Source organism: Exiguobacterium sp. s7 (assembly GCF_018618195.1).
Classification (GTDB): domain Bacteria; phylum Bacillota; class Bacilli; order Exiguobacteriales; family Exiguobacteriaceae; genus Exiguobacterium; species Exiguobacterium mexicanum_A.
This window is the reverse complement of sequence record NZ_JACSLO010000009.1, coordinates 78,302-98,336: the sequence shown is the minus strand read 5'-3', so window position 1 is coordinate 98,336 and position 20,035 is coordinate 78,302. Positions and strand designations below refer to the sequence as shown.

The 20,035-nt window shown below is 51.2% G+C and carries 22 protein-coding genes; 15 read left to right on the top strand and 7 right to left on the bottom strand.

Annotation, left to right across the window (positions count from 1 at the left end):
- Nucleotides 1–234: 234 nt before the first annotated feature.
- From KNP79_RS11885 to KNP79_RS11845, 9 genes are all read left to right on the top strand, one after another.
- Nucleotides 235–669 (top strand): hypothetical protein, encoded by a 435-nt coding sequence (locus KNP79_RS11885; RefSeq protein WP_051627722.1) that lies wholly within the window; start codon nt 235–237, stop codon nt 667–669.
- A 92-nt stretch (nt 670–761) separates the two neighbouring features.
- A complete protein-coding gene (locus KNP79_RS11880) occupies nt 762–1,445 on the top strand; it encodes a hypothetical protein (protein WP_131472747.1) in 684 nt (227 codons plus the stop codon).
- Nucleotides 1,446–1,516: 71 nt separating this feature from the next.
- Nucleotides 1,517–2,293, top strand: coding sequence for a hypothetical protein (locus KNP79_RS11875; protein WP_131472745.1), 777 nt, complete (start codon nt 1,517–1,519; stop codon nt 2,291–2,293).
- Between the two features lie 284 nt (nt 2,294–2,577).
- Nucleotides 2,578–3,225, top strand: coding sequence for a DUF2750 domain-containing protein (locus tag KNP79_RS11870; protein ID WP_131472743.1), 648 nt, complete (start codon nt 2,578–2,580; stop codon nt 3,223–3,225).
- 144 nt (nt 3,226–3,369) lie between these two features.
- Nucleotides 3,370–4,131: a hypothetical protein gene (locus KNP79_RS11865; RefSeq protein ID WP_215192473.1), complete on the top strand. Its 762-nt coding sequence runs from the start codon at nt 3,370–3,372 to the stop codon at nt 4,129–4,131.
- 25 nt (nt 4,132–4,156) lie between these two features.
- A complete protein-coding gene (locus tag KNP79_RS11860; RefSeq protein ID WP_215192471.1) occupies nt 4,157–4,666 on the top strand; it encodes a GNAT family N-acetyltransferase in 510 nt (169 codons plus the stop codon).
- A gap of 43 nt (nt 4,667–4,709) precedes the next feature.
- Nucleotides 4,710–5,192, top strand: a complete 483-nt coding sequence (locus KNP79_RS11855; protein ID WP_215192469.1) for an SRPBCC family protein — start codon at nt 4,710–4,712, stop codon at nt 5,190–5,192.
- Nucleotides 5,193–5,198: 6 nt separating this feature from the next.
- Nucleotides 5,199–5,675: a GNAT family N-acetyltransferase gene (locus KNP79_RS11850; protein ID WP_215192466.1), complete on the top strand. Its 477-nt coding sequence runs from the start codon at nt 5,199–5,201 to the stop codon at nt 5,673–5,675.
- Between the two features lie 19 nt (nt 5,676–5,694).
- A complete protein-coding gene (locus tag KNP79_RS11845) occupies nt 5,695–6,675 on the top strand; it encodes a Gfo/Idh/MocA family protein (protein ID WP_215192464.1) in 981 nt (326 codons plus the stop codon).
- Between the two features lie 42 nt (nt 6,676–6,717).
- Here the strand turns inward: KNP79_RS11845 and KNP79_RS11840 are convergent, their stop codons facing one another.
- Complete coding sequence (locus KNP79_RS11840) at nt 6,718–7,188, bottom strand: P-loop NTPase family protein (RefSeq protein WP_215192462.1); 471 nt, start codon at nt 7,186–7,188, stop codon at nt 6,718–6,720.
- Nucleotides 7,189–7,405: 217 nt separating this feature from the next.
- Between KNP79_RS11840 and KNP79_RS11835 the strand changes: the two genes are divergently transcribed.
- Nucleotides 7,406–7,972 carry a histidine phosphatase family protein gene (locus tag KNP79_RS11835; protein WP_215192460.1) on the top strand — a complete coding sequence of 189 codons (567 nt, stop codon included), beginning with the start codon at nt 7,406–7,408 and terminating at the stop codon, nt 7,970–7,972.
- Between the two features lie 160 nt (nt 7,973–8,132).
- On the opposite strand, the gene KNP79_RS11830 is transcribed toward KNP79_RS11835, so the two are convergent.
- Nucleotides 8,133–11,513, bottom strand: coding sequence for a dynamin family protein (locus KNP79_RS11830; protein ID WP_215192458.1), 3,381 nt, complete (start codon nt 11,511–11,513; stop codon nt 8,133–8,135).
- A 17-nt stretch (nt 11,514–11,530) separates the two neighbouring features.
- Nucleotides 11,531–12,151 (bottom strand): NAD(P)-dependent oxidoreductase, encoded by a 621-nt coding sequence (locus KNP79_RS11825; RefSeq protein WP_131472727.1) that lies wholly within the window; start codon nt 12,149–12,151, stop codon nt 11,531–11,533.
- 172 nt (nt 12,152–12,323) lie between these two features.
- Here KNP79_RS11825 and KNP79_RS11820 point away from each other — a divergent pair, with 172 nt between their 5' ends.
- The 5 genes from KNP79_RS11820 (at nt 12,324) to KNP79_RS11800 (ending at nt 16,735) form a co-directional block, all read left to right on the top strand.
- Nucleotides 12,324–13,415, top strand: a complete 1,092-nt coding sequence (locus tag KNP79_RS11820) for an FUSC family protein (protein WP_214716211.1) — start codon at nt 12,324–12,326, stop codon at nt 13,413–13,415.
- Between the two features lie 110 nt (nt 13,416–13,525).
- A complete protein-coding gene (locus KNP79_RS11815; RefSeq protein WP_214716218.1) occupies nt 13,526–13,951 on the top strand; it encodes a hypothetical protein in 426 nt (141 codons plus the stop codon).
- Between the two features lie 26 nt (nt 13,952–13,977).
- On the top strand, nt 13,978–14,649 hold the full coding sequence (locus KNP79_RS11810; protein WP_215192456.1) for a WGR domain-containing protein: 672 nt from the start codon (nt 13,978–13,980) through the stop codon (nt 14,647–14,649).
- Between the two features lie 74 nt (nt 14,650–14,723).
- Entirely contained in the window at nt 14,724–15,233 is a 510-nt protein-coding gene (locus KNP79_RS11805; RefSeq protein ID WP_214716230.1) for a PH domain-containing protein, read from the top strand.
- On the top strand, nt 15,230–16,735 hold the full coding sequence (locus tag KNP79_RS11800) for a PH domain-containing protein (RefSeq protein ID WP_214716238.1): 1,506 nt from the start codon (nt 15,230–15,232) through the stop codon (nt 16,733–16,735). The genes KNP79_RS11805 and KNP79_RS11800 overlap by 4 nt, the downstream gene beginning before the upstream one ends.
- Before the next feature lie 145 nt (nt 16,736–16,880).
- Here KNP79_RS11800 and KNP79_RS11795 read toward each other — a convergent pair whose 3' ends face one another.
- The 4 genes from KNP79_RS11795 to KNP79_RS15830 form a co-directional block, all read right to left on the bottom strand.
- Entirely contained in the window at nt 16,881–17,984 is a 1,104-nt protein-coding gene (locus tag KNP79_RS11795; protein WP_251132956.1) for a sensor histidine kinase, read from the bottom strand.
- A 28-nt stretch (nt 17,985–18,012) separates the two neighbouring features.
- Complete coding sequence (locus KNP79_RS11790) at nt 18,013–18,693, bottom strand: response regulator transcription factor (RefSeq protein ID WP_021067428.1); 681 nt, start codon at nt 18,691–18,693, stop codon at nt 18,013–18,015.
- Nucleotides 18,694–18,713: 20 nt separating this feature from the next.
- Nucleotides 18,714–19,274 (bottom strand): VanZ family protein, encoded by a 561-nt coding sequence (locus KNP79_RS11785; RefSeq protein WP_214763118.1) that lies wholly within the window; start codon nt 19,272–19,274, stop codon nt 18,714–18,716.
- A 369-nt stretch (nt 19,275–19,643) separates the two neighbouring features.
- A complete protein-coding gene (locus KNP79_RS15830) occupies nt 19,644–19,766 on the bottom strand; it encodes a hypothetical protein (protein ID WP_255417482.1) in 123 nt (40 codons plus the stop codon).
- Between the last annotated feature and the right edge of the window lie 269 nt (nt 19,767–20,035).

Sequence of the window (20,035 nt, the reverse complement as noted above, 5' to 3'; positions counted from 1 at the left end):
TATCAAACGCCGTGGTTATGGCTACCGAAACCTCGAACGTTTCTTTTTGAGATTACGCTTCGAGCTTGGTCGTTAAAATAGCAACCACGTGTTATGGTGATGAGCCAATGATTATAGCGTGTGATAGTTGCGGAAACAAATCGAGGATTCTTCGTTCCATCGCGCTAGGTTTTAAACGGAAATGAATGAAAAAAAGAGCGTTGATGAATCATCAAGGAAGGGGCAAGCGTTCAAATGAGCCTGAAAAAACAACTACACAAGGCGATCCTCTCAAATGACCGAGCGACCGTTCAACGTCTAGTGAAGCCGCTCGCTCACGAAGTGGTGTTAGATACATTTCTTGAAGTTGCGTTTGATACGGATGATTTAGCGGTCTACGAAATCGTATGCGATCAGATTCAAGTTGAGCAGACTGCGGATTGGGAAGAGGCTGCGTCGCTTCTCATGAGCCAACCGTTCTGTCACCATCCTCATGCCTATGAACGGGCCTACGAACATGCGAAACGTGCTGTCGTGCTTGATTCTAGTCGCATAGATCTAAAGGAATACTTGCTCTTTTTCAATGCGATTCCCGACAAATTAATGACGGATGATGAAGCGAACGAATTAGCGACCGAGATTCTAAAGCTGCGGCCAACAAGTCAGGTCGCTAAGATGCATCTTCTGTAAAACGATGACTAGAGTCGTGCTGAATGATTATTCCAAGTGGAAACGTCCAATGATACAATGTGATGTAAGTCATCCCTAGAGGAGGCGACAACATGCGTTGGATGATTCGGCTTGGTTTGACCGCAGTGCTGACAGTAGGAACGGTCTTTATTGGACTTCGTCTCATCAGCTTGTTGATGGAATGGTGGTATGAGCCTCCGACCTCGGGGTTAAAGTTGCGACCGACACCGGCAGAATCTGAGTATTTGATGGAGTCGTCCGAAGGAAAGATGAGGATACCGAAAGAAGAAGAACAGTCTCGTCTGAAACTGGACTATTTGGATTATACGATTGATTCTGTGACTACCGTCATCGAACGAGGCGATGGCCTCTTCTATTGGGTGTTGATACTAGCCTGTGTATTGCTTAGCGTACTGATTTTTGCCGCTAACATTCGTTTTCAGCACCGCAAGCGAGCTGACGAAACAGCTTCGTTCACGACGCGGACGTTCTCGCGTCATTCAGTCCCGAGCTCGATGACGAGTGTCGAAGAACCGGCTTGGACCGGTGTGACGATTCGAGACGCGCTCATCACGTTCAATCAGGCGTTACCGCCGGCGAAGAAATGGTTGCCGACAGAAACGGTTTTAGAGTGGGCACGGCGCATCGAATTGACGGACATCGATTTCAAGCCATATTTGGAAGAGCGCTATGGAATGACAGATTCGGTGACACCGAAAGAAGTTGACCGCTTCCGCAGAAGGCTCGAGCAGTATCAAGACCGTCTAGCTCGTTGAGTAAACGTATAAACGATTCATCGTGTTCGATTGAACAACAAGATAGCAGTGAATATGGGAGGTGAAACTGGATGGAGCTACAAGTTGAGACGTTATTTAAAATGGATAGGCTTAGCATAATTGATGCCGATTTATCAGGTGGTGAAGTGATTGTTCTGGTGGATCAGGATGGCCAGGTCGTCTATTGGAATGAGCGAATGATACGACTGCCGTTTCATTTGAGTTCGCCATTCATCCGTCTACTTGATTCAGAAACGTTTCTCGTCGTCGATGTGACGCACGAAGGTACACCCGGCAACGCCTGGGTTATCGATGGGCGAGGGTCGATACTTCATTCGTTCCATGCGGGCAACGCCATCGGAGCTGTCGCCGTCAACGACACGGGGATTTGGATCGGCTATGCCGATGAAGGGGTGTTCGGGGAAGGGATATCCACCGAGGCACTCGTCTGTTTCTCGAGGACAGGGGAAGTGTTACAACGCTATCAGTCAGATTTTGTACGTCCGCCGACCATTGTCGACTGCGAATTGTTGCAAGCAAATCAAACCGGGGTATGGTTCTGTCCGTCGATTTGGTATGACTTGATTCATGTTGATTTAACCGGTCGACTCAACAAGTATAAGACGCCGAAGCGACTTCACGACAGTTCGGCGCTGACGATTCAAGGACAGGTCGGCTACTTCGTAAAAGACGGGTTGTTGTACAAGTGGCCGTTCGGTGCACGCAAACGCCCTGACGTTGTAGCTGAGTTTTCGGGAACTGCTAGAGGGTTAGGGGAGGGTGAACGGTTCCACTTCATTCAAATCGGTGATTATGAAGTGAGCGGCGTTCAGCTCGTTAACGAGTGATGACGCATATAGGTAGTCGTTGAATCGACTAAGAAGTTACAACTTACAACCGAATGATTTCTCGTGACGATGGACCTTGTCTATAGGTCCTTTTTTACGTTTTACAAACGTTTGGCGCAACAGAATCGTGATCATTATTGAATCAACTTGTCGGAATCAATTCCCTCTTTTTTGTAAATTCAGTATACTCATGTTATTGATGTTAGAAAGAAGGCGATGAGATGAGGCTTGATACGAATCTTTCAGGAATTTCGGTCGAAACGATTGAACAGGTAGAGTAACAAGTGGGGTCACGCTTCCCGGACGGCTTACGTGACGCATGGGGTCATGAGAACAAGTTCGAACTTGGGGATTGGTTCTTTTATCCGATCAAGGACGAGCGGTTTTTCAATAAGACATGGGATGACGTCATTCGAGCCAACGAATTGAAACAAGAGGAGTTACCGCATGGGTTCGTGACGCTTGCGACGAACGGATCCGGTGATGAGCTCGGTTTTTTGAAAGACGACCGGGAGACGATTTACGCCTGGTGGCACGAGATAAATGACCTCGAGGTGGCGGCGCATTCGTTTGAGGCGTTCGTCGAAGTGACGCAGGCGGAAAGCGACGTGCTCGAGACGTTTTGCGAACGAGTCGAGAAGAATGGACTCGTCTTCGGATTATCTGCGGAGCAAGACGAGGGGTGGGCGTACGCACCATCGCACGTCGAAGACACAGACGTCCTGTTATTCTTTTCGTCACGAGAGCTTGCGCTCGCGTGCCGGGTTAAAGAATGGGCCGACTATCATGTGATCGAGTTGCCGGTCGAGCTATTCCTTGAACGCTGGTTGCCGAACATGTCGGATGATGAGCTGCTGTGCGGCCTCGATTGGTCGAGCGAGCTGGTAGGGTTGGAATATGACCCAGAAACCATTCTAGAGTATTTTGAATAATTTTATTTCAAATACCGCATGTGATATCTTTTTTAAAAAAATATAGCAACGAATATGATAAATTCTTTTTCTAAAAACGCAATCATATCGACAGAATTACTAGCGCTCATCGTGGAAAGCGACGTGGGAGAGGAGAACACATCTTTGAATGATTATAACGTAGGGAATATCTTTGAGCTGTATTCAGGCAACGAGACCCTCTCGGTGGAGCAACAGGCGATGATGGATCGCATCGACGCCTACGTTGAGGCAAACCAGTTCAAACAGCTTGAACATTACCTTCAACAAACCCGAGGCATCGAGCAGATGTTGATTGATCATGTGATGATGGACCCGACCGATAACAGCCGATGGGACATGCTCATCGGGTATGAGTTGATTGATACCATCGAAGATTTTGCCCGGGTGAATAGCTTCGGTCTCACTGCCTATAGGTTTCATCCGAATGACCCGTTCTATTTCGCGCTCGCCTTATATTGGACGGGTTGGAATGACTTTGTCATCACAGACGAGGATGTCGCTTTGGCAGAGTCGCTCATCGAACAAGGACCGGAAGAAGTGAGCGGCTTGCTTTGTATTGCGTTGGCGAAGAGAGACATCGATCATTTCGATTATACATATGTTCAACGAGCGATTGAACGATGCCCGTGGGCCGTCGAACCATATATGCGTCTCGGCGAACATCGCTTGCGAGCCCATCCAGCAGAAGGAAAGATGCTTCTACAGCAAGGGCTTGACCGGGTGAAGTATACGTGGGGATTCGATCAAAAGGGGCGCTGGTTCAACACGGGATCGCAGTATTTTAATCCGACCACGTGGCGACAAGACACAATCGCTGAGCTGCTCGGTCTAAGCATGGACCACGACGAGTATAAAAAATACGAGCGGATCATCAATAAAAGATAGTCACCATAAAGAACGGAGCATTGGAATGAACACAATCGCATTAGCCAAACCATCAGATTTAACTGCAATTGAACAACTGTATCTCGCTTGTAAAGACGATTTGCTCACCCGACAGATTTTTCAATGGGACGACACGTATCCGAACCGCGCCTATTTTGAGGAATGTATCAAAGACGATTCTGTCTATATCATGAAACACGGTGAGGAGTTGCTCGGAGTCGTTGTACTCGATCAATGGCAGTCGCCCGAATGGGAGGCGATCGACTGGAGTCACGATAATCCGCTCGTCATCCATTCCTTGATGGTGCACCCGGAGCGGCAAGGTCAAGGCATCGGAAAAGCCATGTTGCATGCCTCGGAACAGTTGGCGAAAGCGGAAGGTTACACCAGCATCCGGCTCGACAGCTTCTCAGGAAATGGGGCAGCCTGCAACTTTTACAAACGACACGGCTACGTGGAACGTGGAAGCGTCCATTTCGATTCGAAACCGAAAGGGCATGAACGGTATGTCTGTTTTGAAAAAGAACTTGTCTAACGTAATGAAAAAAAGAATGTCGATCGATGAAGGAGGATTTGATGTGAAACAACTCGAAGTGGCTACATATACGATGATAATCGACGCACCGATTGACCACACGTTCGCTTGTCTCGCAGAAGACGAACATATCATCAAATGGAACGACCATTTGATCGAAAATATTTATGAGGACGGTGACGCCTCACTCGTGACGGGAAAACGGTTCATCTCGGTCCAACAGTTCGAGAAAAAAGAGATTCGGGTCGAATCCGAGTTGACCCATGTCAATCGTCCTCACGAATGCGAGGTGCAGGCGGTGACGAATCAAGGGGTGTCGATTGCGACGTATACGTTGAGCGAGACGACAGACGGGACGGATGTGACGATTCGCATCTCACTCATCCCTTCGTCATGGCTATATGCCCTGTATGTAAAGGCGTTCAAATGGGCGATTCGCCTGATTTACGATGAACAGTTCAAACAGTTCCGCATCTACGCCGAGGCGAGTGCGCCAAAACCGTCACTTGCCCGAGAGGCGGAGTGATTTGCGATGATTGAACCGATTACCTCTTCGACGCGTGACGCGGTCCGTGCATTCTTTATCGATGCCTGGGGCTCACCTGAGATGGTCATCTCGACCGGGACGTATGATTGCGCCAAGCTTGACGGGTTCATCTGGTCGGAAACGAACGTCATCATCGGCCTCGTCACGTATGTCATTCGGGAAGACGAGATTGAGATCATCTCGCTCGACAGTCTCCAGGAGAAACGTGGCATCGGCTCGGCACTCCTCGATGAAGTGGAGCGAGTGGCCAAGCAACATCAGCTCGAACGGCTGTCGCTCATCACGACGAACGACAATCTGGGAGCGCTCGCATTTTACCAACGCCGAGGCTGGCGCTTCGCACGGATCATCCCGGGTGCGGTCGATGCGGCCCGACTACATAAACCGTCGATTCCCGTCATCGGGGAGCACCGTATCCCGCTCCATGACGAAATCATGCTTATCAAAGTCATCACAACTTAAAGAAAAGAGGGATTTTCCTATGATTCGATTCGGTATCATCGGCACGAACTTTATCACCCGTTCTTTCATTGAAGCGACCCATGAAGTCGAAGGCGCATCCGTGTCCGCCGTCTATTCCCGGACAGACGAGCGCGCGAAAACGTTCGCTGAAGAATTTGATATTCCACATACGTTCACCTCGCTCGAGGAGATGGCGTCCAGTGAGTTGATTGATGCGGTATATATCGCGAGCCCGAACTCGCTCCACGCCGAGCAGAGCCTGCTGTTCATCCGCCACGGCAAGCACGTCCTCTGTGAGAAACCGTTTGCCTCGAACGTCGAGGAAGTCAGACAGATGCTTGAGACGGCGCGCGAACATGACGTCGTTTTGCTCGAAGCGCTCCGCAACCTATTCATGCCGAACTTCGATGTGTTGCGTCAAGAACTCCATCGTGTCGGACCGGTCCGGCGTGTCATCTTGAACAAGTCGCAATACTCGTCACGCTATGACTTGTATAAGCTCGGGGACAACCCGAACACGTTCAATCCCGCCTTCTCGAACGGTTCGCTGATGGACCTCGGCGTCTATTGCCTCGGCCCGGCTTTGAAACTGTTCGGTCGACCGGACGGCGTGCAAGCAAACGCGGTCAAGCTCGAGTCGGGTGTCGACGGCAGTGGTTCGGCCATCTTGTCGTATGACGGCATGGACATCATCGTGCTCCACTCGAAGATTCACGGAACGGACGCTCCGTCCGAAATCATCGGGGAAGAGGGACGCATCGTGATTGACGATATCGGTTCGCTCGACCGCTTGACATTCGTTGGCCGCGATGCGACGACCGTCGATCTCGGCTCAAAACAGGCGAGTCATATGACGTATGAGATTCAGACGTTCGTGAACATGATTGAAGCAGGGGAGCGGGAGACCGAGATTCACTCATTTGACGATATGCTCACACTCGCGGACGTCATGACCGATATCCGGCAGCGCATCGACGTGCGGTACCCGGCTGACGCATAATAAAGAGCCTCGAGCATTGTGCTCGGGGCTCATTTGTTATGACTAAAATCCTCTTTTAGAAAATTCAGCAAGCCATTGGTTATGTAACGTCTTGCTTCTCACTTCCGTCCCGGCATGGTCATACAGGGCGGCCCATTTCAAAAACGCTTGTGATTCCTCGTATAGGCTACCGCCAGCGAGTGCCTCCGTTCCATAGCGTTCGAGCTCCCGTTGTTGCAATCTGGCCAAACGAACATCTGGTGGGATCCATAAAAAGATAACCAAATCAAAATAGGGCATGAAACAGTCGCCCCAACCTGCGAGAGATCCTGATAGAATCCACCGTTCAGATTGTAGCAACTCTTCTTTGAGCATCTCGCGTCGTTCAGGGACAGGTCTCGGTGCGGTGAACTTGTTGATCCAGAAATAATCGTCCGTATCCAGATGAGTATGCGGCAGGACGTTCGCCAACGCGTCGCCAAGTGTTGACGTGCCGGAGCCCGAAGCGCCGAGTATGTGAATTCTGCTTCTCATGTTTGCCTCTCCCATCAACCTATATTTATGCGGCTTACATCGTGAACTCCCACGGTATATTCTCACCGTTCCAACTTCGATGTTCGTCTTCATCGGATAAATATGTAGGCGTTATCCTTTTTTTGAGGATTATAATGAAGTCACGCTGGATAATTTTACAATAAGTTTCAGTGGAATAATAGTGAATGATGACATCCATAGAACGGGAGACGATGACATGACGACCTTATATTTCGTAAGACATGCACACTCTACATATACAGCCGATGAATGGACGAGACCCTTATCTGAAAAGGGAGAGAGAGACGTCCGTAACATCACGAACACCTTGAGTGAAGAAAAGATTGATCTCGTCGTTTCGAGCCCATATAAACGAGCCATTCAAACGGTACAAGGAATCGCTGACCAGACTGGGACAGAAGTGCTACTCATGGACGATTTGCGGGAACGGATGTTGACGACAGAGCCGGCCGAGAATTTTACCCTGGCGATGACGAGAGTGTGGGAAGATCCTACTTTTGCATGGGAAGGCGGCGAATCGAACGTTGTCGCTCAACAGCGGGGAGTCCGTGCGATTCAGTCACTACTCGACCAATACGAAGGAAAGCGAATCGCAATCGGTACGCACGGGAATATCATGGTGCTGATCCTTAATTATTTTGATGGACAGTATGGCTATACGTTCTGGAAAGAACTCGATATGCCGGACGTATATAAAGTGACGTTCAATCAACAAGAACTATTGAGCGTCGAAAAGCTTTGGGACCGTCAACGAGTGGTTTGAAGTCGGTTTATGACGACGTGAAAAAAGGATGGGGCCGGTTTCGGTCCCATCCTTCAAAGTCTACTCTCTATTCAAATACAGATGGCGGATAAACAAGCCGAGTGCGACCGTCATGATGACGGCCGGAATCAATCCGACGAGCAACAAAGAACCCATGCGTTCAGTCCTTTCTGAGCGCAGCGAGGCGCTGTGTCATGTCTTGGAACAATTGTCCGTCCGAGAGCACGCTCAATTCACCGGCGACGAGGTCGTTCACTTCACGGTCCCAGTCCTGGCTGAGCGTCGTCTCGAGCGCGGCAAGGTGCGTCGCCGTCCGTTCGACTTGATGACTTCCGACGCGCGCGAGTTGCTCACGCACCGCCGTCTTCAACAAGGCGCTCAAGTCGTCGCGCAACTTCGTCCGGCCGTCGCCTTCGAAGAACTGGTTCGCATTCTTATAGTGCTTCAAGACGTGACGGAACGGGGCCGCCTCGAACGTGACCGGGTCGACGGCGTCGCGGAGCCAATCGATGTCGACAGTGCCCTCGAACGACAGTGTCGGCAGGAGCGAACGCAGTTTGAGCGTCTCGCGCTCGATCAAGCGTTCCGTCTCCCGTTTCAAGAAGCGCTCGAGCCGATATTGGAACACTTGCAGCTCTTGATGGATGTCATACGCATACTTGTCGAGTGTCCGGCTGAGGGCGCGCTCGAGGCTCGCCTTCGACCCATCCACCTCGACCGGATGGAACGTCTCTTTGACGAAGTCCGACAGCCGGAGGAGCGAGCGGGTCTCGAGGTGGGCGAGCAACTCGTCCGTCTCACGCTTGAACGGGTCTTCGAGCGTCGTGACGTTGAGACGATTGTCAGACGTGCGCACTTGTTCGAGCTTGTCACGGCGGGCCGCCTTGACGCTCGCATCCGCTTCGGCCTCGCGGACGACGTCCTCGAACGCGGTGACGAGGGTATGTGCCTCATCTTTGATGCGGACCGCGTTCGCCTGACGCAAATCGTGGTCGACGAATTGCTCGAGCTTGGCCGAGAATCGGTCGAACCCGGCGTCCGTGCCTTGGATGGCGTTCCGGCTCGAAATCGGTAGCACCGTCGGATGACGGACTCCGAGCTTCGTCAACTGGTTCGACACATAATCGGTGACGGCGAGCCGTTCCGCCTCATCCGCCGCCAAATCGGACGCGTTGACGAGGAAGAACATGTGATGGTCACCTGTCCCTTGCACACGTCCGAGCTGGATGACGAGTTCACGGTCGGCCTCGGTGAAGGCGTGATTGTAATACGTCACGAACAGGACGGCGTCGGCGTCACGCATATAACCGAACTGTACTTCGCTATGACGGTTGAACTGCGAGTCGGCACCTGGCGTGTCGACGAAGATGATGCCACGCTCGGCCCAAGGGGAGTCGATGGCGAGCTCGATCTCTTTGACGATACAGCTCTTCTCTTCCTCCGTGACGAACGAGCAGAACGTGTCATAGTCGACCGTCTCCTGGCTACCGAGATAGGACAGGGGAGCGTTCTTGACGGCGTTTACGAACGGGTGGTCGAGATGGAGTGCGTCGAGTGACGCCCCGTAACCGTTCAGCTCGGCCTCGAGTTCGGCACGTGTCTTGAACGTGATCAACGCACTCTTGTTGGCGCGGCCGTTCGGCGGCACGATTTTCGTGATCGACGCCGTCAGTGGGTTCGGTGACGTCGGGAGCACCGTCTCACCGAGCAACGCGTTCAATGTCGACGACTTGCCGGACGAGAACGCCCCAAAGATGGCGAGCGTGTATGTCTCGGATTCGGCCCGGGCCAATTTATGACGGAGCGACTTGACGCGTGACTTGAATAACGGATGGTTCTCTAATATTTCACATACCGCATATTCATACGAAAAATCAAACGACAAAGCGGTGATATCATCCACCAGAAGCGAGGTCGAGGCAACTTCTTGTTGCTGATGTTCGACTTGTTTCTGCGGTAATTGGTCGGCCGTGACGTAGTGACGGGTCTCAAGGTCCGTCAAACGCGAATCCGAGAGGTCACGTGTCGTGTAATGAGTGAGCTCGTCTCTCTGTTCGGCCAGCTGACGTTGTAGCGCCAACGTGTCGAGCATGTCATATAATTCGTCTTGCTCGGTCTCGATGGCATGGATTCGGTCTTTACCTTCGGCCTCAAGATACGTTTCGACGGACGTGACCCACGGTTCGGACACTTTCGTCACCCAAGAGGCGAGAGCCGACTCGATGTCGCGGCTGAATTGAAGCACCGTGTCACCGCTGAGCGATGCGCCGGACTTCACTTGGTCACTGATGAGCGTGCTCGGTGCAGTCGGTAACGTATCCGGACGGGACAAAATCGCCTCGGGCAGTTTCAAATCGCGGACGATGTCTTCGGCGTACTTGATCAAGTGGGGGCGAAGGTTCGTATCAATCAACCGGTTGAATTCCTTGACGGCGATGTCTTCGCGACGCAGCCGTTCCTGGCGCGTCTTGTCTTTTGAGAAGAAGAGGCCGACCTTGAACTCCGGCGCACAACTCTCGAGATAGTCCCGCAACAGTTCGCGGAACTCGTAGTTCATGATCGGCGCGCTCGCGACAATCGGTGTCTGGTGTTTGAAGAACTCGCGGCGGAACGCGGTGAGCCATATCGATTTTTTGTCGAGACGTTGCAGGCGGGCTTGAATCTCCGTCGGCTGCTTCTCGATGACCGGCAACTCGTTCAGGAGCGCGTCGTGCGCACCAGTGGACCGGGCGAGCAACGTGTCAACGAGCAAGTCGGCGCGTGCTTCCGCATGTTCCCGCGCGGCGTCGATGACGGTTTGGACGTACGTCCGGAGGCGTTCGACCTCATTTTCCGGGTGATCGAGCTCACGGAGCGAGATGTAGAACATATCGTCCGGATTGATGGCGTGACGGGTGAAGGCGGTCTCGAGCGAACGCTTGAACGTGCTGAATGGAAGCTCTCCTTCATCGTGCTTATCGATTTGGTTGATGATGATCGAGTAGGGACGTCCTTCGGCGCTAAACTGTTTCATCAGTTTGATGTTTTGTTCGGACTGGACGTGATTGTAGTCCATCATGAAGAACAGATGGTCGGCGAGAAAGAGCGAGCGTTCCGTCGCTTGACGGTGCCGTTCATCGGTCGAGTCGATCCCAGGCGTGTCCATAAGGACGACGTCGCTTCCGAACGGGAAGCGGGGCAGGGCGTACTCGACTTCTTTAATCTCTTCGATTTTGCAGTAGTCGCTCAAACGGTCGAGTTCATTCGGCGCGAGTCGAATCCAATCTGTGCCGTTGATGGCGACGGATGCCCCGATTTCCCCATGTCGAAGCGTCACGATATTCGCACTCGTCGGAATCGGACTCGTCGGTAACACGCCATCCCCAAGCCAATTGTTGAGGAGCGTCGACTTCCCGGCCGAGAAATGGCCACAGACGGCAATCCAAATCTCATTTTGTGTCACTTTTCGGAGCGCGGTCTTGGCGAGACGAGCCGACTCGGTCTCAGCTTGCATGTCAAATACGTCAGTCAATTGCGCGAGGCGCATGCGTTGTTCGTTCATAAATCCCCATCCCCTACTTATGATTCCGTCGTGATGCCGACGCGGTGTCTACGATATGTGCTGTTTTCCCAGGCTTGAATGACGAGATCCGCCACATCGTCACGCGAGATTGGTCCCGAGTTCTGTGTCCCGAGCACGTTAGCTGTGATGACGATGTTCCCGACGGACGCGTCTTCAATCAATTGGGTCGGGCAGACGATTGTATAATCGAGCGGCGATGCATCGAGCAGTTCATATGCCCGGGCGTGATCCTCGGCCGCGGTCGTCATCGACCGTTTCGACTCGCGGGTCTCGAAACGATAGTTGTCAGAATCATGTGCCTGCAAGATGCCGGCCGTCCCGACCGTCAAGATGCGCGTGATCCCGGCTGCTTGCATCGCTGAAATGATGAGCGGTGTGAAGTGGGACAAGACGTCCTGCTTATCCGTACCGAGCGCCGACATGACGACGTCGGCCGATTTCACCGTTTCTGCGATGGCATCCGCATCGGTCGCGTCCCCGATGATGACTGTGAGACGATCCCTCGGTTCGACCTCGCGGCGTGACAACAGTCGGACGTCGTGTCCGTCTTCTAATAAACGTTCGAGCAACCGCATCCCCGTGCGGCCGCTCCCTCCAAATAAAGCAATGGTTGACAAGTAAACCCCTCCCAATCAAGATTAAAGAAAATATCCAACGCCATCATACCACGGAAGCGCTATCGAAACAGGAGACAACGGCTTGAAGTTGTGAGGTTTCAGGGCAGGGTAAGTGGGATACAAAAAGTTAAGACGTGTATAAGGGAGGAAGACACTTCGTTGTCGACACCGCATGAGATTTGGAGCTAGAACCATCAAGACCGGGATATCCGTCGCCTTGGTATTGCTCATCGCCGAGGCATTTCAATTTCAACAGATTGTCGTACCGGCACTCGCGGCTTCGCTCGCATTATTGCCGTCCGTTTATCAGACGGGTGTCCGGCTATTAGAAGAACTAAAAGGGAACTTGATCGGGGCTTTGCTCGCCGTCTTCTCATTAATGTTGACGCCGAACCCGACACCGATCGCCATCGGAGTCGTCATCATCATCGCCATCTCGATCCTTCTCTTTTTGAACCTCGAGTCGACGACCCGGACCGTCATCTTGACGACGATTCTGATTATGGAAGGGGCGAACCAGTCGGACATGCCCGTCTGGATGTTCGCCGGGGAACGTTACTTGCTCATCATGATGGGGATCACCGTGGCGCTTGTCGTCAATGCGCTCTTGTTCCCGCCGCGCTATGAGCGGAAGCTTGAGGACGAGATCGCGACCGTCTCCCAAATGGCCGTCCGCATCGCGCGACTGTTCTCGGAAACAGAGGGAGGACGCTCGTCATTTGAGTCACTCGATGAGACGAAAAAGAAACATCGAGCCTCAAAGACGACGTACGACTTCTTTGAAGAAGAGATTAAAGCCAACCGCTGGCTCGAGAAGAAGACGCCGATTTATCGCCGGGCCGTCTTGAAGTCGAAGATGATTGATACGAACAGTGCCGCTATCCACGTGCTCGACAAGCTGCATGACGATTTTCTGACACTCGAACATCTACCACCTCAGCTCGAGGACGAACTGATGCGTCATATGCGGCACTTGCTCAGACGGCATGAGCGTCTATTCTCGGCTTATGAATTAGAGAACGAGCACATCATCGACCGGGAAGAGGACTTGATTCACGAGAACTTCGACTTCGCCAAGCTAATGATTGAGAGAATGCGTGAGGAGGAGGAGGACCTCATCCTGACCGTCGTCCCGCTCGTCGCGACAATGACAGATTGGGTCAAGGCGATGAATGAGCTCGAACGCTACCTCATCACCGAGATGAAGAAGCACGGGGACAACCTGAAAGTGGAACCGCGTAAGAAGTGGTTCTTTGAAGACTAACAAATCGCCAAGTCGCAGAAGCGGCTTGGCTTTTTTTATGGAGCGAAAAGGAATACCGGAAGTTGTCGCTGAATGTATGAGAGGCGTGCAGTAATGAGGGAGGGATCAGCATGATGAATAAGAAAGTAAGTATAGGCCTTGTTATTCTTTTATTTGTAATTTGGATGGTTGTCTCATTGACCCTTCCGCCCAAGCTTATTGCGAGTTCAAGTGACGGGAAGTTTGATGCGGTTTATACGGTTTCTCATTCCTTAAAAGAGACGTGGGCGGGTCAGGTGGAATGGGAGGAGTCAGACGGTGTCCTCGTCAATCTATCTTTTTATGAGAACGACATCCAACTGACGGGGGATATTATGACCCATCCAATTGAGATGGATCAAAGCAACTCGTATGAATTTGCATTTTTAGGTGCTGAACCGAATCCGACCAGTGTCTACACGCTACGAATTTCTGTAGAAGAAGAAGGGAAAACTCATGAGGAAATTCTGAAGTTCAAACCAAGAAAACGTCTCTTTGTTCTACCCGCACTTGACTGAACTCATATATCATTCTGGAGGTTTTGATGAAAACGTACCTACAACACACCAAGAAGTTTTGGAACATCCGCGTCGGTTCCGACGAGTTCGCCGTCCATTACGGAAAACTCGGGACGATTGGTAAAGTTCAAATTAAGTATTTTGAATCCGACGGTATCTGCCGCAAAGAAGCGGACAAGCTGATTCGTCAGAAACTCCGGAAAGGGTACGTCGAGACCGATACCGATTGGGACGACTTGATTTATGTCGACGACCCTGAAGTCGGACCGAACCGACTCACGACACACCCTCGGTTCAATGCTCACTTCCAAGAGGACTATTATTTGGACTGCACGGATGAATATAGTCGATTCGGGAGCGATGAAGGTGCCGACGTGCTCGTGATGTTCGAGGACGCAATCCGAAAAGACCGGAACATCGACTTCCTCGTCGGTGCGTACGACATCGCTTCAGGCTGGATGGAGCGGGATGTATCGAGCCCTGACGACTGGGCGACATATGAATACGGCTTCGACTGTGACGTCGCCGTCATGTCGAGTGCGTTCACGTCGATTAAACTGACCGGTCATCTAGACGCTGCGCTACAAGAGCAAGATGTCTCCGCACTCGAGCGCCTCATCCAGCAAGTCGAATCAGAAGGCAGACCGCGGTTTGAATCGATGAGCTTGCAGTTGAACAGTTTCCCGACCTCATTTTGAAACTTTTTTAGGAATCGCCCCGTATACTAGAGGTAGAACGGACATCAGTTCCGAATCGTTAGGGGGAAACACCAATGTCAGACATAGAAACAACACCGACATCATTCAGCGGCACACTGCCAATCGAGGCACGCGTCGTCTTCCGACTGTCGAGCGCCATCTTTTATCTCATCGGCCTCGTCATCACAGGGGGACTCGTCGCGGCCGCGTTTTATTTTGACTGGCCGACATGGCTGCAATATATGATGTACGCCTTACTCGCCATCGACCTCATCTATAGTGTGATCGATATCGTCGTCTTCCAAAAGTGGAAGCAAGAGCGGTTCACGTATGACGTGAAACCACTCGAGATTCGCTTGCATCACGGCATCATCACGACGCACGACGTCTTGATTCCGATGACGAAAGTACAATACGTCCACGCCCAGCAAGGACCGCTGCTTCGAAAATACGGCTTGCAGACAATCACCATCGGAACGGCCGCTGGGTCACACGACATCTACGCGATTGAAGAATCGTTCGCGAAGACGCTCCGTGAACAGATTGCGGTCTACGCTCGCATCAAAGAGGAGGATGTCGTATGACGGAAGCCGCCCTCACGTGGCATCGGCTGCCGAGTCGCGTCTTACTGTTACGGGTATTAGAGGTCATCAAGTCGTTCTCCATCCCACTCGTGTTATTGTTCGTCGTCAACAACGATTGGGAGTCCACGTTCGGCATCATCTTACGGGTCGGAATCCTGCTCTTCCTCGGGCTCGATGTCCTGCAGAAGTTCTTCGGCTGGCTCAACTTCCGGTATGCGCTCGATGAGAAGACGGTATATATCATCGATGGCAATTGGATTAAGAAAGAGAAGTCGCTTCCGCTGTATAAGATTCAAAGCGTCCATTCGAACAGCCCGTTCTTGTACCGGTTGCTCGGGGTCGTCGAGTTGACGTTCGACACGAACGCGAACAGTGACGACGCCTCGTTCAAACTGGCCGGCGTCTTCCCGAACGAGGCGAAGCGGCTCGAGGACATCCTTGACCAGGTCCGTCATCGCAAGACCGAGACCGACATACCGGTAGAAGGGGAGACGGACGGGACAATTGCACCGGTGGCGATTGAAAAACCGGCGAGCCGTTTGTTGTACGCCCTCTCAACCCGGGAGATCATCATCGCCTCGCTGACGTCATTGTCAGTGTTCGCCATCTTCCCGGTCGCCTCGACGATCATCTCGTCGATTGATGACTTCATCAATCTCGACGGGACGTTCGATACGATCGGAGATTGGGTCGTCCATGCGTCAATCATCGCGATTGGTGTGCTCGTCCTGACGGTCCTGATATTGTCGGTCGTCATCGGCATGGTCATCAACTTCTTGAAATACGGGAACTTCCGGCTCGAACGACGCGGGGACCGCATCCGCGTTGAGAAAGGACTGCTCAACCGTTCCGCTAAAGAGATCCCATACGAGAAGATTCAAGCGGTCCGGGTCAAAGAGACGTTCATTCGGCGCTGGTTCAACATCGTCGGTGTCGAACTCGTCGCGGCCGGGACGATGGACGAGTTGAAAGACGAATCGTCAACCATCCTCCCGTTCGTGAAACGGGAGCGGGCGATGACCGTGTTGAACGAGCACTTCGACCAGTTCGTCTGGTCTGACACGCTTCATCGCTTGCCAAAACGTTCGCTCTGGGTCAAACTGCTACGCATCAGCTGGGTCGGACTCATCGTCTCGGGTGTCGTTTTGTATTTCTTCCGCGATTACGCCTGGTGGCTCGTCCTCCTGTGGGCCATCATTATCGGCGGTCGCCTATTGAGCTATATGACGACGCGCTACGCTCGCAACGGTCAGTTCATCGAGCTGCGGACAGGGGCCTTCAACGTCAGTTCATTCTTGACGGACAAGCCGCGGATCGAACAGGTCCAAGTGACACAGACGCCACTCCAACGCCGTTTCGATGTATGTAACGTCCTGTTCTCGACACGGGGTGGCTTGTTATCGAATGAGATGATCGAGGACATCCCGAAACACGAGGCAGAAGCCATGTTGAAGTGGTTCTCCCGTTATACGGTAGAGGAAGACATGAAAACACCGGGCTAACGGATAGCCCGGCCAGGTGATCGACGAGCCCACTCGCGTGTTGCAAGTGGGCTCGTCTTTTTAAATCGGCTTGAGGGGCTCGCTCCGACATAAGCTTGAAGTTGATCCTCTTTTGTGTGAATGCAAAAATCATGGCGCGTGTAGGTCACACGGGCCATGATTTTTCATGAACAGCATTGGAAGAGACTTTTGGGAGAATGATTGTGAACGTCGTTTTTCTTGGTTGACTCGTCACGTGAATCTCGCCCTCATGTAAATCGATGATGGACTTGGCGATGGCGAGACCGAGACCTGATCCGCCGGTGTAATGTGCGCGTGACTTTTCCACTCTAAAAAATCGTTCAAACACGTATGGGATGTCACGTGAGGGGATGGCCTCCTCGCCGTAATTCGTCATGTTGATAAGAACCGTTTCATCCGTATCTTCGACAAATGTATCGATATACTTTCCGTCACGCCCGTAACGAATCGCATTCTCGAGTATATTCTCAAACACACGGACGAGCTTCAACGCATCCCCTTCCACGATGGGACGTTCGGCTGAGGAGCTGAATCGAGCTTCCATTCCAACTTCCGAGAGACGTAACGTCGACTGCATGATGAGCTGATTGAGCAATTCATCGAGACGGACCTCGCTTGTCTGGAGGGCAATCCGGTCGTTTTGTAGAAATGTATAGTCAAAGATATCGTTAATCAAGCCTTTCAGATGGGTCGCGTTCTCATGGATGACTTGGATGTAATGACGCAACTCCACCTCGTCCCGGTAACGGTCGCTGTGAATCAAGTCAAGATAACCCGTGATTGACGTGAGGGGGGAGCGCAAGTCGTGGGCGACGTTCGTCACGAGCTCATGTTTCAACCGATCCGCTTGAAGCACTTCCTGCTCCGCTTTTGCCGCACTGTCCGAGATGGCGCGTACGGTTGCCATCAATCGTTCTAGCTCTGGCGGGACAGATGGTTCAACCGAATCCCGGTCGGCGTGGAGTTCTTCGACAAGTGAAGTCATCCGCTCAATGTGAAACTGTAAATACCGTTTACGCTCATATTGATAGATCAACACGAGACAAACGATGACCATCAGACTGTAAAACATGACGATGACACCTTCCCGGAAATACGACAACACGATGATCAGACTCTCCATAAATCGTGATGACTCCTCGAAGTACCAGACGGCAGGCAGTAACAGAGCACCGCTCAGTGTGGCGACCCCAAACGCAATCAATACATACAGCAGACGTTTCCACATCGGGATGAACGTTATGACGCGCCATATATTATGTCTCAATTTTATATCCCACTCCCCACACCGTATGAATGATGACCTCATGTGGCACGACGGCATGTAATTTCTCACGGATGTTACTGATATGAACCATCACCGTCTGATTCGACCCGACGCCATGCTCTTGCCAGACAGCCTCAAATATTTCTTCAGAGCTATACACCCGGCCTTTATGTTTCGCCAGTAAATACAAAATCTCAAATTCACGTGCAGTCAATCGAATCGTCTGCTCTTGCATCATGACGGTGTGGCTGGCTCGATCGATGAGGAAAGGGCCAGCTTGTACACTTGAGGACTCGCTTGGTCGGTTATAGTTTGAACGGCGCAGCAATGCTTTAATACGTGCCATCAACTCGAGCGGATTGAACGGTTTGATGATGTAGTCATCGACTCCCGTCGTCAATCCCAATATCTTATCCATATCACCAACTTTGGCACTGACCATTAAGATCGGAATTTGGCTCGTCTGGCGCACCCGCTTACAAAATTCAAGCCCATCCATCCGAGGCATCATCCAATCTAAAATGATTAAGTCAAACGATTCTTGGTTGAACAAGTCAAGCGCCATTTCCCCGTCGGTTGCCATCGTCGTGTGATACCCGTCATTTTTTACATACACATCAATCAGTTCTGCGATTTGGACATCATCATCCACTAACAAGATTTTTGTCATGCTTGAAACTCCCTCGCGAATTAAAGTTGGAAATTCTGATACAAACGTCGGAACGGAGCGTATTGGACGACGAAGCGAACGAGTAAGAACCCTAAGAGCGCGCCGAACGCATTTGCCAATAAATCATTCACATCCGTGCTTCGTCCACTGCCTAGTGTCGTACGCACCAATAATTGAATCAGTTCAAGAATCAGACTAAACTGAAATCCTAATTTAAGTACTTCTTTTTTCGTGATCGACGGTTTCAAAAATGGAAGATAACAGCCGAACGGGAGGAGCATCACGATATTCAACACAAACGAATACACATCGATGGTCAAAATCGGAATAAAATTAATCGTTTTCCACCATGGTACTTGGTTCGCATATTTTCCTAAATTGACGTCAATCGGGAAAAACACGAAGTGAAGGACACCTAATAAGTATATCCCGAATGACAGAAGCAAAATGGTTTGTGTGACTTTTACATGTTTCTTGCGAAACGACCAGACGAGTAACGTGATGAGTCCGAGGATGGCGAGTGGGATGAGAACGACTCCTGATTCGATTGTGAACATAACTGAATAATTCTGATTATACATGGGAATAAACCTCCTAAGAATTTGAACTGTCTTCAGTGTAGATGGCAGATTTAAAGAATTCTTAAAGGAGTCATAAATGAAATCTAAAAAAGGCAAAGCGCTTTGCGTTGTCTCGAACTGTAGAACAATCAATCAAGAAGCTTGCTCTCGGAATAATGTCGGGCGTCCCGATATCATTCGTCACGTCAACTTCACCGTTTTCGTGTTTCTGTTACTGAAAAATGGGAACAAGTATGGTATGATGCAAGTAGAAAGAGACCGGTGCTGGACACACCGGCCTCTGGCGTACAGGTTACCACTTTAAGAGTGGCCCAGCCGCCACAATGGTTAGTGAATCAGAAAGTGACCCATCTCATTGCGCCGAGGGGGTCATTTTTTTGTGCGTTCAGACGTTGCACGATCGGATGTTTGATGTAACACCAAGTGAACGATGATCGGAGCGAGGATCGGGACGATCACATAATCGCCGACCCAGGTCCATAGTTGTTCCATCCGCACCACCGCCTTCCTCCATTGTGGACTTGGCGGCTGACCCCACTATTGCTGCGTTAACCTGCCTCTTCATTATAGCAGATTCTTGTCAAAAAAGATGCTAAAAACAGGAACGTTTGTTCTTATTTTATAAAATGAACCTTTCGTCCGAATGGGTCTCATGACTGGGTCCAAAGATGGATTTGAACCAATAATAGCTTGTATGTCAGAGGTCAGACAGGATATAATCAATCTCGTGTGTATAACCACATGGGTGGGTGAGGGTGCCA